Genomic DNA, 13983 nt, shown 5'->3' with positions numbered 1-13983 from the left:
GATCCTGCGGGCCCTCCCCCGCAGGACCGGCCGAGGGGCGCCTCAGGAGGCGCCGGGGAGCAGCGCCTGCACCGTGATGAGGGGCACGGAGTCGCTGCGGCACGCCGTGAAGTCGCCGGACGCGACGAACAGCGCATGGGTCTCACCCGGCGGGTAGACCCGCAGACCGTCGGCGGCCTCCGGGTGGCAGTCGGCCGTCGGGTAGTTCCTGGCCTGGGCGATCCGCAGCGGTGCGTGCGCGGAGCCGCCCGGCTCCAGCGTGACGGCCCCGTGCGGGCTCGACCTGTCGAAGTCTCCGGCCGCGCCGAGCTGCGTCCCGTCGCCCTCGCCGACGAAGGACACCCCCGGCCAGCCCTGGAGCGTGCAGCGGGTGCTCCCGGTGTTCGTCAGGACCAGGTAGGGCAGCGCGCTGCCGGCCGCGCCCCCTCCGCCGGGCGCGAGCGACGCCGTCAGGTGCGCCGACGCGCACCGGGTGGACCGCATCGAGGTCGGTGACGAGGACGGGCTCCCGCTGGGTACAGCGGTAGGCGCAGCGGTGGGCGTCGGCGACGTGGTCGGCGAGGCGGTGGTCGGCGACGTGGGCGTCGACGAGGCGCTGCTCGACGCCGGCGGGTTCGAGCTGCTCGGGGAAGCCGGGGACCCGGATCCGGCCGAGCACCCCGCCAGGACGAGGCTCAGAGCCGCCGCCGATCCCGCGAGCCAGCGGAGGCGGTGCGGTGTTCTCATGCCGACGAGTGTGGCGCTGGTCCCATGAGCGGACGATGAAGCGGCTGTGCGAGCCCGGTTCACCAGCGCAGCACGGCCCGCAGACCGCCGCCGGGTGCACTGTCGAGCACCAGCCGCCCGCCGTGCACGCGCGCGACCCAGGCGACGATCGCCAGACCGGTGCCGGTACCCTCGCCGCGGCCGACGCCGGGGCGCTGCATCCGACGGCGCTGTGCGACGGGGATGCCCGGGCCCGTGTCGCTCACCTCGATCTCGCCTGGCCGGAGGGCGACGGTGACGGGTGGCGCGCCGTGCCGCAGCGCGTTGTCCACGAGGTTGCGGACCGCGTGGGACACCAGCTCCGGGTTCGCCTCGACCACGACGGGGGGTGCGTCCAGCACGACCCGGCCGTCGGCGAGTGCCTCGGGCACGGCCTCGCCCAGCACGGACTCGACCAGCTGGTCGAGCCGGAGCGGCTCGCGGGTCACCCGCGTGGTGCCCGCACTCGCGCGGGCGCGCAGCAGCAGCGCGGACGTGATCGCCGCGAGCCGGTCGACCTGCCGGCGCGCTCGGCCCAGCGCATCCTCGCCACCGGCGCGCGCCTCGTCGAGCTGCACCGCGAGCACCGCGAGCGGGGTGCGCAGCTCGTGCGAGGCCTCCACCAGGAAGCGTTCCTGGTCCGCGAGGCCCCGGACCGCCGGGCGCATCGCGAAGCCGGAGATCACGTGCCCGAGCGCGGCGGCGAGCGCCACGAGCGCCACGGCCGTCAGGGCGAGGGCGAGTGCCAGCCTGGCGTGCTCGGCCGCACCCGGCACCGGACCTCCGACCAGCACGGCCCCCTGCACGCCGACGCCCTGCGGGCTCACCCCGATCACCGGAGCCGCGGCCCAGTGCAGCTCGGCGCCGGACGCCTGGGGGGCCGTGAACGAGGTCACGCCGGGGCTGTCCGTGACCTGCCGGAGCACGCGGCGCAGCTCGGCGTCGGCCGGGAGCGCGGACTGGTCCGGTGCGGCGTACGCGATGGCGTCCGAGGTGACCACTCCGACGACGGGGGCGATGCGCAGGTCCTGGGTCTGCTGCAGGCGGGACAGGTCGAGCGACCCGTCGGTGTACGTGATGACCTCACCGAGGATGCTCGCCTGGTTGGCCAACCCGTCGGTCAGGGACCGGAGCCGGGAGGTCGAGTCCACCCGCAGCGCGAGAACCACGAGCACCGTCAGGCAGGCGGCGGTGGTGATGGCGAACACCCCGGTGGTGGTCCATCGGATCACCCGGATGCGGCGCAGCGCCGGGCTCACCGCGTCCCTGCGCCGTCCCGGTCGCCGTCCTGGTCACCGTCCGTCCCGAGGCGGTAGCCCACCCCACGCACTGTCTCGATGAGGCCGGGCACGCCGAGCCGGCGGCGCAGCTGCCCCATGAGCACGTCCACGACGTTGGAGGACGGCTCGCTCATCTCGTCCCAGCACCGCTCGACGAGCTCGGCGCGGGTCACCACCTCTCCCGCGTGTTCCATGAGCACCTCGAGCACCGCGAACTCCTTGGCGGTCAGGGTGAGCAGCACCCCGTCGAGGGTGACCCGATGGCGCGGAACGTCGAGGGTCAGGCCGCCCGCGGTCAGCAGCCGCGGACGCGCGCCCGGTGTCCGCTGCGCCAGGGCGCGCACCCGCACCACGAGCTCGGGGAACGCGAACGGCTTGACCAGGTAGTCGTCGGCGCCGCGCTCGAACCCGTCCACCCGGTCACCCACCTCTGCACGAGCGGTGAGCATGAGCGCCGGTACCCGCAGACCGTCCGCCCGCGCCGCCGCCAACCAGTCCAGTGCGTCCCCGTCGGGCACCCGGCGGTCCAGGACGAGGCAGTCGTAGTGCGTCACCGCGACCTGCAGGTCGGTGTCGGCGCACGTGGTCACGTGATCGACCACGAAGCCGTTCCGGCGCAGCCCGGCGACCACCTCGGGCGCGAGCTCGGCATCGTCCTCCAGGAGCAGCACCTTCACGGCGTGACCGCGGGCTCCGCGAGCCGGGCCGACCACCAGCGCAGCACGTGCTCGAACCGGGCCTTGCGGTGGCTCGGGCGGCCGGACCGGCTCAGCTCGTGCCCCTCACCGGGGAACAGCAGCAGCTCGACCGGCACGCCGCGCCGCTTGAGCTCGACGAACCAGCGCTGTCCCTGCTCGACCGGGCACCGCCAGTCCTGCTCGGAGTGGATCACCAGCGTGGGGGTGCGCACCTGACCGACGTGCGCCATCGGGGACTGCGCGGCCACCGACGCGGCGCCGTGCTCCGTCGCCTGGTCCCCCAGGTACTCCAGCCCGAAGAACCACCCGATGTCGCTGGACCCCACGAAGCTCACGGGGTCGAGGAAGCCACGTTCCACGATCGCCCCGGCGAACCGGTGGGTCCTCGTGGTGAGCCACGCCGTGAGGTACCCGCCGTAGGAGCCGCCCATGACGCCCACCCGGTCCGCGTCCAGCGCCGGGTCGGCGAGCGCGGCGTCCAGCAGTGCGAGCACGTCGTCGGTGTCGACGGTGCCGAACGCGCCGTGGATGGCCCGTCCGTGCTCGGCGCCGTAGCCGGCGGACCCGCGCGGGTTCCCGTGCACCACGGCGTACCCGGCCCCGGCCAGCACCTGGACCTCGTCGAACAGGCCCGTGGCGTACTGCGCGAACGGCCCGCCGTGGATCATGAGCACGGTCGGGTAGGGGCCGGGACCGTGCCGCTCGGCGTCGGGCAGCGTCAGCCAGCCGTGCACCGGGTAGCCGTCGGGGGCGGCCGCGACCAGCTCACGCGGCACCCGCACCGTCGGCCGGACCGGGTCCGACCACGCGGTCAGCGTGCGGCGCCCGTCGGCGTCGAGCGCCACGAGCTCGCCGGACGACGTCGGGTCGGCCACGGCGGCCACGACGGTGCCGCCCGCGGCGTCCGCTCCGCGCAGCACGGCCGGCCCGTCGACCAGCACCCGGGGCGGTCCGCCGGCAGCGGGCACGGCGAGCAGCAGCACGTCCCCGCGGCGCTGGTCGGCCACCAGCACCTGGTCGCCGGCGGGCACCAGGACGCCGGGCAGCAGGTCCATGTCCTCCGGATCGGTGAACCGCCGCGGCCCGCCGTCCTCGGACCCGTCGGCGGGGTCCAGCCGGTACAGCGCGGTCTGCGCCGCGACGAAGGCCCGCCCCGTCGCACCGAGGTCCTGCGCCAGGAGCCACACGCTGCCGTCGGCGCCCGGGGCGACCGTCACCACGCCGAGCGTCGAGCCGGACCCGGCGTCGGTGAGCGGCCGCAGCTCGCCCGTCGCGACGTCGACCAGCACGGCGTCGCTGCGCAGGTCGTCCTCGCGACCGGCGTGCACGGCGGCCACCGCGACCAGCCGGGTCCCGTCCGGCATCCACCGGGCGCCCGTGACGTCCACGTCGCCGGACGTGAGCCGGCGCGGCTCGGGCGGTGCGGGCGGTACGGCGTCCCGCTGGTCGGGCGCGCCGGGCAGCTCGACCAGGAACAGGTGGTTGCGGCGGTCGCGGGTGAAGCCGACGCCGTCGTGCCGGTACTGGTACTCGGTGATCAGGCGCGGAGCCTCGGCGGACGGGTCCCCGTCGGCGACGTAGCGACCCTCGTCCGGCACGCGGGCGACGTAGACCAGGCGGCGCGAGTCCGGGGACCACGCGGCCTCGCTCACGCCGAGCGGCGCGTCGGTGAGGCGCACGGGCTCGCCGCCGTCGGCATCCACCACGCACAGCTGGGGGCGGCCCTTGGGCTCGGCGCGCAGGAAGGCCACCCACCGCCCGTCAGGCGACCAGACCGGTGCCGTGTCGCGGTGTCCGCGGGTGAACGCGTGCGGCGGGGCAGAGCCGTCGGTCGGGACCCGCCACAGGTGGCCGACGTACTCGTCGGACTCGAGGTCGGGGCGGATCACCGAGGCGACGACGCTCCTGCCGTCGGGGGAGATGGCCGGGGTACCAGGGGTGCGCAGCAGAGGAAGGTCGTCAGGAGTCACGACCCGTGACGCTACGCCCTCGGGCTTGCGACCCCGCTGCGCCCCGGGTACCGGCGTGCCGCGCACGTGCCGTTCGGCGTGCTCACACCACGGACGCCAGGGCCGTGCGCAGCACGTCCGGGTCGTGCCAGACCGGCAGGCGCAGGTGGTCGCCGTAGCCGCCGTAGGTGGAGAACCCCGGGCCGGCCACGAGCTTGACGCCCGCGCGCTTGGCGCGTTCGACCAGAGCGACCGCGTCGTCGCCGGTGTCCACCCACAGCCCCGACCCACCCGCGATCGGCTCCCAGGTCCAGTCGGGCGCCACCTCGTGGAGCGTGGCGGTCGCGCCGGCGAGGGCCTCGGTGAGCATCGCGCGCCGCTGGTGCCGAGCGACCTCGGTGTGCCCGATGAGGTCCACGGCGAGCAGCTGGTCCACGACCGAGGTGGCGAGGTCGACGGGCTTGCGCAGCTCGACCAGCCCGTGGATCCGCTCGGGGGCGGCCCGGATCCAGCCGATCCGGATGCCGCCCCAGAACAGCTTGGACGCGCTGCCGATCGTGACCAGGAGCGCGGGGTCCACCAGGCGTGCCAAGGTCGGTGCGGCGCCGTGCCCCGCGAGCGTGAGGTCGGCCGAGCATGCGTCCTCGATGGTTGCCAGGCCGGTGCTGTTGATGACGTCGGCCAGGGCGTGGCGCGCCGCCGCGGTCATCGTCTGCCCGGTGGGGTTGTGGATCGACGTCTGGCAGTACAGCAGCTCCGGGCTCCGTGCGGCGGCCCGTCGCACCCGGGTGGGGTCCAGCCCGCCGTCGACCATGGGCATGCCCTCGACGCGCGCGCCGGCACCCCGCAGGGCCTCCAGCGCCCCCCGGTACGTGGGCTCCTCGGTCAGCACCAGGTCTCCAGGACCTGCCAAGCCGGTGATCGCGAGCCAGGTGGCCTCCTGCGCACCGGAGGTCACCAGGATCTCCTCTGGTGAGGTCGGCGTGCCGTCCGCGGTGAACCGGTCGGCGATCGCCTGGCGCAACGCGGGCAGCCCGGCGGGGAAGTAGCCGTCGGTCACCAGATAGCTGCCGATCCGGTCGGTGACCGGCCTGGCCAGCACGTCGTAGGTGACCGGCGAGGCCGGCAGCGCCCCGGTGGACAGGTCGACGACGTCGCCCGGGGCGTTCGTGAAGGAGAAGAACCGCCCGCTGAGCTCGCGGTGCAACCAGTGGTGCGCCGAGCGCACGCGCGAGCCCGACCCCCGGTCGGTCGCCAGATACCCCTCGGCGGCGAGCGCCTCGTACGCGGCGGTGACGGTGCCCCGCGAGACGGTCAGAGCGCCAGCCAGCGCACGCTGGGCGGGCAACCCCGCTCCAGGCGGGATCAGGCCCGCACGGATCAGCTCGACGAGCGACGCGGCGAGATCGCGCGAGAGTGTGCCATCCCCCGTGGCCCACGCCCCCAGGAGGCGGCTGAGCTCGCTCGCGGCGATCGTCGTCGGGGCCACGGTCTCACCATGTCAGCGCAACCGGCCCCGGAGAAGGGCCACCCGGCCCGGATTGGCACAGACGGGTCCCGGGGCGCGCGCCTAACGTCGAAGCATCCGGGCCCCCGCTCGGGGGCGAGGCGCGACCAGACAAGGGTGAGGTCGATGGCGACAGTGGCTCTCCTCGGCACGCTCGACACCAAGGGTGTCGAGTACGGCTGGCTCAAGGACCGGCTCGTCGAGAACGGCGTGGACGTGCTGGCCGTGGACGTCGGCTCGTTCTCCACGAGCCCCATGGCGGACGTCTCCTCCGACGCGGTCATCGCAGCCGCGGGCGCGGACGCCGGCGCCCTGCGGGAGCGGCGCGACCGCGGCGAGATGATGGCGGTGATGGGCTCGGGCGCCGCAGTGGTGATCCGCCGCCTGTTCGACGAGGGCCGCGTGCACGGCATGCTCGCCGTGGGCGGGTCGGGCGGCTCGTCCGTCGCCGCGCCCGCGATGCAGGCCCTGCCGATCGGCGTGCCCAAGGTGCTGGTCTCCACGATGGCCAGCGGGGACGTCAAGCCGTACGTCGGCGAGGTCGACGCGACGCTGATGTACTCCGTGGTCGACGTGGCCGGCATCAACTCCGTCTCCGAGGCCGTGCTGGGCAACGCGGCGGCGGCCGCCGCCGGGATGGCCAAGGCCTACGAGGCCCGCGCCGCGGCGGGCGGCGCTGCCGAGCACAAGCCCCTCATCGGCCTGACGATGTTCGGCGTCACCACGCCGGCCGCCAACGAGGCCCGCGAGCGCCTCACCGACCTGGGCTACGAGGTCCTGGTGTTCCACGCCACGGGCACCGGCGGACGCGCGATGGAGAAGCTGGTCGCCTCCGGCATGCTCGCCGGCGTCTGCGACCTGACCACCACGGAGCTGTGCGACGACCTGGTGGGCGGCGTGCTGTCCGCCGGGCCCGACCGGCTGGAGATCGCCGGGGCGCTCGGCCTGCCCCAGGTGGTGAGTCTCGGTGCGCTCGACATGGTGAACTTCGGCCCGCGCGACACCGTGCCGCCGCAGTTCGAGAGCCGGAACCTGTTCGTGCACAACCCCACGGTCACGCTGATGCGCACCACGACGCAGGAGATGGCCGAGCTGGGACGCCGCATCGCGCGCAAGCTCGCCGCCGCGACGGGTCCGACGGAGCTGTTCGTGCCGCTGCGCGGGGTGAGCGCGATCGACGTGGACGGCGCCCCGTTCCGGGACGCCGACGCGGATGCGGCGCTGTTCGCCGCGCTGCGCGAAGGCCTGGCCGGCAGCGCCGTGACGGTGCACGAGCTGGACCAGGCGATCAACGACCAGGGCTTCGGGGCAGCGATGGCCGAGGCCCTCGACCACCACATCCAGAAGGAGAGCTGACATGAGCAGGGAAGAGATCCTCGCGCGGTTCCGCGCCCAGGTGGCGGCCGGCAAGCCGATCATCGGCGGCGGGGCGGGCACCGGGATCACCGCGAAGTCGGCCGAGGCCGGTGGCATCGACCTGCTGGTGATCTACAACTCGGGGCGGTTCCGGATGGCCGGCCGCGGGTCGCTGTCCGGGCTGCTCGCCTACGGCGATGCGAACGCGATCGTCATGGACATGGCGCGGGAGGTGCTGCCGGTCGTCCAGCACACCCCGGTGCTCGCGGGTGTGAACGGCACCGACCCGTTCCGGCTGATGCCCGTGTTCCTGCGGGAAGTCAAGGAGGCCGGGTTCGCGGGCGTGCAGAACTTCCCGACCGTGGGCCTGATCGACGGGGTCTTCCGGGCCAACCTGGAGGAGACCGGGATGGGCTTCGGCCCCGAGATCGACATGATCCGGATGGCCCACGAGATGGACCTGCTCACCACGCCGTACGCGTTCGACGCCGAGCAGGCCGCCGAGCTGGCCAGGGCCGGGGCCGACATCCTCGTGCCGCACATGGGCCTGACCACGGCCGGGACCATCGGTGCCCAGACCGCGCTCACCCTCGAGCAGGCCGCGGCCAAGGTCCAGGAGCTCGCCGACGCGGCGAAGAAGGTCAACCCCGACATCCTGTGCCTGTGCCACGGCGGCCCGATCGCCGAGCCGCCCGACGCGCAGTACATCCTCGACCACACGGAGGGGATCGTCGGGTTCTACGGCGCCTCGTCGATCGAGCGGTTGCCCACCGAGGTCGCCATCCGCAAGCAGACCGAGGACTTCAAGGCGATCACGTTCTGACCCACGGCACGCGGGGGTGCCACGCCCCCTGAGCGCCCCCGCGTGCCGTGCTCCTGCCCACACGGCACCCAGGCGGGCCCATGTCCCACAAATGGGTGCTATCCGGGTCGAAACGCCCACCAATACGGTGCGGAACGCGGCCCGGCCGACGGGCCGTGAGCGAGGCGACGAAGCCCCCGCCGAGTCCGGTCGCCGATCCCGGGGGACGAGCCAGTGGCGAGACCGACGCTCCCATGCGGATCGCGGAGGGACACTTGTGAGCACGTTCACGGCACTACGACTTGGCGGGTTCGTCGGAACGGCCGGCCTCACGGCCGCTCTGGTGGGTTTCGCGGTCTCCGGGACCGGCGCCTACTTCACGGACAGCGCCGACGGCACCATCAGCTCGAGCTCGGGTCACCTGACCCTGAGCACGACAGAGACGAACCTGTCGTTCGCCGACCTGGTGCCCGGCACGGACAAGACCCAGGACGTCACCTACCACGTCGACACCACAGGACCGGCAGACGTCTGGCTCGTCTTCGACCCCGAGACCGCCGGCTACCAGGGCTTCACCGGGCCCAAGGACGAGGGCGCGCTGGTCCCTGACGGCGGCCTCGGGCGCTACGGCCACTTCGCGGTCTCGGTCGGCAGCGACGGGCCGCTCTTCCAGTCCTACAACCTGGCCTCGGCGCCCGCCGGCGAGTCGGGCGGGTGTCCTGTCGACGCGAACGGCCACGGCGGCAGCGCCCAGCAGGCCACCAGCCCGAGCGACACGCCGCCGTACTGCGGCGTGCCCACGGCGATCAAGCTGTCCTCCAACCTGACCACGGGCCAGGGCGCCACCGTGCACGTCACGTTCGGTCTCACCGGTCGGCAGACCCAGCAGAACCAGGTCGAGTGGACCGTGCCGTACAAGATCGTCGCCACCCAGGCGGGCGTGCGGCCCGACGCGCAGAACTACTGATCGGCCGTCGCGGCGGGGTCCTGCCCGCAGGACCCCGCCGCACCACACCTCGGGAGGCGGGCATGACGCGCGTTCGCCGTGTGCTCGTGAGCGCACTGGTCGTCCTCGTCGTGGGCCTGGCAGTGGGGGCCGCGGTGGCCTGGCACGAGGGGTACCGGCTCTACGCGGTCCGCACCGGGTCCATGGCGCCGACGTACCCGACGGGAGCCCTCGTGGTCGACGGTCCTGCCGACGATGCGGAGGTCGGCGACGTGATCACGTTCCACGCCGGCGGTGGCATGGTGACGCACCGCGTGCACGCGGTCAGCGGCGCGGGCTACTCCACGAAGGGCGACGCCAACCCCGAGCCCGACGCGTGGACGATCCCGCACCACGCCGTGCTCGGCCGCGTCGTCGCGGGCACCGGCGCCCTGGGATACGTGCTGGTCTTCTTCCGGCAGCCCACGGGTGCCGCATCGTTGATGAGCGCGTTCGTCGGGCTCTGGCTGCTGTGGGGCCTGTTCTTCCCGCCCGACGTGCCGGGCAGGCCGCCGGCGGCGCGGCGCGACCGGACCCACGGACCCGCACCCGGCACCGCGTCGGCGACCGTGAGCGCTCCGGCCCACTGAGCCGCGTCCTGACGTGCGGTGGCGCGCCGCGGTGGCGTGCTCAGGTCCAGGGACGGGCCGAGCGCGCCGCCCAGTAGGCGCTCGAGTCCTCGGCCGCAGCCATGGCCGCCTCGAGCAGGCCGGGGTCGAGGGCGACGTCCGCCGCCGCGACGTGCGACGCGAGCTGCGCGGGCGTGGCCGCGCCGGACAGCACACGCCAGGCCCACGGCTGCGCCAGCGCCGCGGCGACGGCCAGCTGGTCGGGGCTCAGGCCCTGGGCGGCCGCGAGCGCGGCGACGAGGTCGACCCCAGCCGTACCGTCGGAGCCCCCCGGGGCGAGCCGTCCGTTGGCGACCGACTCCTTGACCACGACCTGGGCTCCCCGGTCGGCCGCCTCGGCGAGCGCGCGTCCGGCGCTCGGCTCCAGCAGGTTCCAGGTCACCTGGAACGCGGTGAACAGCGGTTCGCCGTCCACCATGACGTCCAGCGCCGCCCGAACCGCGTCTGCCTGCCGGGGGCCGGACGTGGAGATGCCGACCCGAACACCCCGCTCGCGCAGGGCCGCCAGCTCGCGGTGCAGGGCGGCGTCCGCGAGCACACCCGTGTCCAGGGTCGCCGAGTGGACCAGGTACCTGCCCAGGTGCTGGCCCAGCAGTGCACGGGTCGCCGGCCACTGCTCGCGGAACGCGGCCAGTGAGTGGTCCTTGACCTCGTGCACCGTGGCCGCCATGTCCCAGTCGCCGACGTACCGGTATCCCCACTTGGAGCCGACCTCGACGTCCGAGAGCCCACGCTCGTCGAGCCAGTGGGCCGCGAACTCCTCCGCACGCCCGTAGGACCGAGCCACGTCCACGTACCGGATCCCTGACGTGTACGCGGCGTCGAGCAGGGCGTGCGTGCGGGCCTCGAGCTGCTCGGGCGTACGACCGTCGCCGAGGTCGGCGGACCGGTGGCCGGTGATGTAGGCGGGCCGGCCGACGGCGGCCAGGCCGATCCCCAGGCGTGAGGTGGACATCGCACCATCGTTGCGCACCACGCCGGGCGCCGCCCGCCACGTGGCGGGGGAACCGCCCCGGCTCTCAGCCCGGCTCCTCGGAGACGTCCCGCGGCAGGAACGTGACGAGCACGGCGTCCTCGTCCTCACTCACCTGCAGCGCACCCCCCTGCCCGGCTCCCGCCGCGCGAACCGCCGCAGCAGCCGGGGCCAGGCCCGCGCCGACAGCGGTCACGGTCGCTGCCGTCACGTCGGGCCCCGCCCAGGAGATCCGCACCCGCGTCCCGCCGGGCACGTGGTCGAGGAGGGCTCGCACTGCGGGCCGGCAGCCCGCGCAGTCGCCCGACGCATGCCTGCCGGGCGCGGCCGCGGCGACCACGTCGACGTCCACCCCGCGCCCCCTCGCCCGTCGCACCGCGGCGGCCAGCTCCTCGTCGAACAACCTGGCGGCCACGAGCTGGTCACGGACGGCGGACTCCAGCAGCTCGAGCTCCTCGGCGTCCGCGGCGGACAGGGGCTCATCGGAGACGATGCGGACGAGGGCCGGAGCGACGGTGCCCTCGAGCGCCGCGATCCGCGACTCCGCCTCGCTCTCGCGCTCCGCCTCGGCGGCGAGGGCGAGGCGCAGCTCGGCCGCCTGCCGGCCGGCTTCCTCGACCGTCGTCCACGCGTCGGAGAGCGCCGCGCGGATCAGCTCGGACGCGACGACCACGGCGAGCAGCACGGGGGCCGGCCCCGTCAGGACGTCCCAGAAGGGGCGTCCCCCCACACCGTCCACGAGCATCACGGCCGCGGTCAGCGCCGTGGCCGTCCACAGTCCCAGCCAGTGGCCGAACCGGTACGCCACACCGGCCAGGGCCGGCGTCATGGCGCTGACGTACCAGTACCTCCAGTCCGTGGGTGCAGCGAGCGCGGTGTCGAGCGCGCCGGTCAGGGCCACCACCAGGGCGCCGGCTGCGACGAGGGCGCCGTGCCGCCGGGTGGGTGGCAGCGCGGTCGCGCCCGCGGTGAGGGCGACGAGGCCGAGGATCACCGCGGCGGCGGCGACGGGCGAGGGCGTCGTGGCCCATCGACCGCGGCTGACCGCCAGCACGACCGCGAGGACGGCCCACGCCAAGGCGACGAGCGGGGTGAAGCTCCGCAGCTGCCACTGGAGCGCGGACGACCGGGCGGGAGCCTCGAGCGGCTTCCAGGTCAGCACGACAGCAGTCCCGTCACCGGGCCCGGACCGCACCTCGACGTCGCCGCCCACCGCCCGGATGCGCGCCGCCACGGACGTGCGCAGCCCCACCCCGGGACCGACCGATGCCGGGTCGAAGCCCCGTCCCGGGTCCGTGACGACGATCCGCGCGTTCCCGGCCCGCAGGAAGCCGGACACCGTGACCGACCGCTGCCCGGAGTGCCGCTCGACGTTGGACAGCACCTCGTTGACGGCCCCGACGAAGGCGTCCCGCACCTCGGCGTTCTCGAGTCGGCCGTGCACCCGGAACCGGGCGTCCAGCCCCAGCCGACCCGCGTGCGCCGCCCAGCGCTCCACCGCCGGCGAGGAAGGCAGGCCTTCGCCGCGCAGCGCGGACAGCGCCTCGGCCGCGAGCGCGCGGGCGGCGCCCGCCGGACCGCGCTCGTGCACCGAGCGAGAGGCCAGGTCGAGCGCGCCCAGCACCTTGTCGTGCACCAGGCCGTCCCACTGCTCGCGGGTCCGGGTGCGCTGCCAGACCCGGGTGCGTTCCTCGGCGAGCTCCCACGCATGTCCCACGGCCTCGTGCACCGACCGGGCAGCCCGGGCGAGCACGTGCACCGTGGCGGTCACGACCAGGCCGTCGAGCGCCAGCAGGGTGGCCTCCGCAGCCGCCTGGAACGACCCCAGGAACGGCGCCCGAAGGACTGCGACCGCGAGGGCGAAGGCCGGGACGACCGCGAGCGAGAGCCGCACGGACGCGATCGCCGAGATCGTGATCACCGCACCGAGCGCGTGCAGCAACGGGGGGTACGGGACAGGACGCAGCACGGCCCACGGGTGCAGCGCCAGGGCGAGTACGGCCACAGCCACCGCTCCGCGCAGCGGTTCCTGGGCGCCGCGCCCGGCGAAGGAACGGTGCACCGTCGACACCACGAGCAGGGCCAGCACGGCGAGCACGGCCGGGGCGAACCCGGGGCGGTACACGCCAGGTCCCGCCACCACGTCCACGGCGGACACCACCAGGTTGATGGCGACCACGCCGGCCGCCACCCGGTGGAAGGTCTCCCGGACGACGACCTCGTCGGTGCGCATCGTCCTCAGACGCCGCCCGGAGGGTCGAGCAGACCGTCCTCCAGGGCCCGGAGGTAGAGCTCGCTCCGGGTGTGCACCGGACGGCCGGCCTCGAGGTACTTGCGCTTGACGCGTGCGAGGTACTCCTTCGCCGTCTCCTCCCCCACCCCGAGGCGACGCGCGACGGACTTCATCGGGAGGCCGGTCGAGTACAGGTTCACGACCTGGGCCTCACGAGGAGCCAGCGCCGGAGCCCTGCCCTCGACCAGCACCCGCAGCGCGGCGGCCCAGTCGGCGTTCACGTGGTCCTCACCGCCGGCCACCGTCCGCACCGCAGCCGCCAAGGTCGTCCATCCCTCGTGCTTGCCCACCACGCCGGCGGCGCCGGCCTGCAGGCACGCGGCCACGACGGCAGGCTGGCGGACCTGGGTGAACAGCAGCACCGGCCATCCCCTCGCCACGAGCCGACGCACGTTGTCGGCCGGCGCGCTGCGGTCCTGCAACCGGATGTCCAGCAGCACCACGTCCAGCTCGTGCGCGGTCTCCAGCAGCCCGCGCACCGTCGAAGCGACCGGACACTCGCCGTCCAGCGGCAGGTGGTCACGCAGACCGACCGGCACACCGGCGGCGATCGCGGGATGGTCGTCCACGACGCCGACCCGGAACCCCCTGCTCATACCGGACATGGTGTCAGGTTACGGCGCGAGCCGTGGTGGGTACCCGACGGTGGCAGCGCCCCCAGCTCGCGGCCACCGCCGACCACCCGGGCCGCGCGTCGTGACTCGCCCATCACACCTCCGGTCAGCGGGAGGTGCCACGCGCCGGACCCATGCCCGTCACATCCGGGC

13 protein-coding genes are annotated in these 13983 nt (G+C 74.6%); 5 read left to right on the top strand and 8 right to left on the bottom strand.

Features of this window, described 5'->3' with window-relative positions:
• Positions 1–42: 42 nt before the first annotated feature.
• On the bottom strand, positions 43–483 hold the full coding sequence (locus Q6348_RS14675; RefSeq protein ID WP_304602139.1) for a DUF4232 domain-containing protein: 441 nt from the start codon (positions 481–483) through the stop codon (positions 43–45).
• Between Q6348_RS14675 and Q6348_RS14670 the strand changes: the two genes are divergently transcribed.
• Positions 473–754, top strand: coding sequence for a hypothetical protein (locus Q6348_RS14670; protein WP_304602138.1), 282 nt, complete (start codon positions 473–475; stop codon positions 752–754). The two genes, Q6348_RS14675 and Q6348_RS14670, sit on opposite strands and share 11 nt — an antisense overlap.
• Before the next feature lie 31 nt (positions 755–785).
• Here Q6348_RS14670 and Q6348_RS14665 read toward each other — a convergent pair whose 3' ends face one another.
• The 4 genes from Q6348_RS14665 to Q6348_RS14650 all read right to left on the bottom strand — a co-directional run bounded on the left by Q6348_RS14665 (position 786) and on the right by Q6348_RS14650 (position 6160).
• Positions 786–2003, bottom strand: coding sequence for a sensor histidine kinase (locus Q6348_RS14665; protein WP_304602137.1), 1218 nt, complete (start codon positions 2001–2003; stop codon positions 786–788).
• Positions 2000–2701, bottom strand: coding sequence for a winged helix-turn-helix domain-containing protein (locus tag Q6348_RS14660; protein ID WP_304602136.1), 702 nt, complete (start codon positions 2699–2701; stop codon positions 2000–2002). Before Q6348_RS14660 ends, Q6348_RS14665 begins: the two co-directional genes overlap by 4 nt.
• Positions 2698–4692, bottom strand: coding sequence for a S9 family peptidase (locus tag Q6348_RS14655; RefSeq protein ID WP_304602135.1), 1995 nt, complete (start codon positions 4690–4692; stop codon positions 2698–2700). Before Q6348_RS14655 ends, Q6348_RS14660 begins: the two co-directional genes overlap by 4 nt.
• 82 nt (positions 4693–4774) lie before the next feature.
• A complete protein-coding gene (locus Q6348_RS14650; protein ID WP_304602134.1) occupies positions 4775–6160 on the bottom strand; it encodes an aminotransferase-like domain-containing protein in 1386 nt (461 codons plus the stop codon).
• 144 nt (positions 6161–6304) lie between these two features.
• Here Q6348_RS14650 and Q6348_RS14645 point away from each other — a divergent pair, with 144 nt between their 5' ends.
• From Q6348_RS14645 to Q6348_RS14630, 4 genes are all read left to right on the top strand, one after another.
• Positions 6305–7534 carry a Tm-1-like ATP-binding domain-containing protein gene (locus Q6348_RS14645; protein ID WP_304602133.1) on the top strand — a complete coding sequence of 410 codons (1230 nt, stop codon included), beginning with the start codon at positions 6305–6307 and terminating at the stop codon, positions 7532–7534.
• A 1-nt stretch (position 7535) separates the two neighbouring features.
• Positions 7536–8357 (top strand): phosphoenolpyruvate hydrolase family protein, encoded by an 822-nt coding sequence (locus Q6348_RS14640; RefSeq protein ID WP_304602132.1) that lies wholly within the window; start codon positions 7536–7538, stop codon positions 8355–8357.
• A gap of 256 nt (positions 8358–8613) precedes the next feature.
• A complete protein-coding gene (locus tag Q6348_RS14635; RefSeq protein WP_304602131.1) occupies positions 8614–9303 on the top strand; it encodes a hypothetical protein in 690 nt (229 codons plus the stop codon).
• Positions 9304–9365: 62 nt separating this feature from the next.
• Positions 9366–9911, top strand: a complete 546-nt coding sequence (locus Q6348_RS14630; protein WP_304602130.1) for a signal peptidase I — start codon at positions 9366–9368, stop codon at positions 9909–9911.
• Between the two features lie 40 nt (positions 9912–9951).
• Here the strand turns inward: Q6348_RS14630 and Q6348_RS14625 are convergent, their stop codons facing one another.
• The 3 genes from Q6348_RS14625 to Q6348_RS14615 all read right to left on the bottom strand — a co-directional run bounded on the left by Q6348_RS14625 (position 9952) and on the right by Q6348_RS14615 (position 13812).
• Positions 9952–10905, bottom strand: a complete 954-nt coding sequence (locus Q6348_RS14625) for an aldo/keto reductase (RefSeq protein WP_304602129.1) — start codon at positions 10903–10905, stop codon at positions 9952–9954.
• A gap of 64 nt (positions 10906–10969) precedes the next feature.
• The gene (locus tag Q6348_RS14620) at positions 10970–13156 is read right to left on the bottom strand and encodes a sensor histidine kinase (RefSeq protein ID WP_304602128.1); all 2187 of its coding nucleotides are present in this window, start codon (positions 13154–13156) and stop codon (positions 10970–10972) included.
• A gap of 5 nt (positions 13157–13161) precedes the next feature.
• On the bottom strand, positions 13162–13812 hold the full coding sequence (locus Q6348_RS14615) for a response regulator transcription factor (RefSeq protein WP_304602127.1): 651 nt from the start codon (positions 13810–13812) through the stop codon (positions 13162–13164).
• Positions 13813–13983 lie beyond the last annotated feature (171 nt).

This window comes from Actinotalea lenta, from assembly GCF_030586465.1.
GTDB classification, from domain to species: domain Bacteria; phylum Actinomycetota; class Actinomycetes; order Actinomycetales; family Cellulomonadaceae; genus Actinotalea; species Actinotalea lenta.
This window is presented reverse-complemented; position numbering and strand designations above follow the sequence as displayed.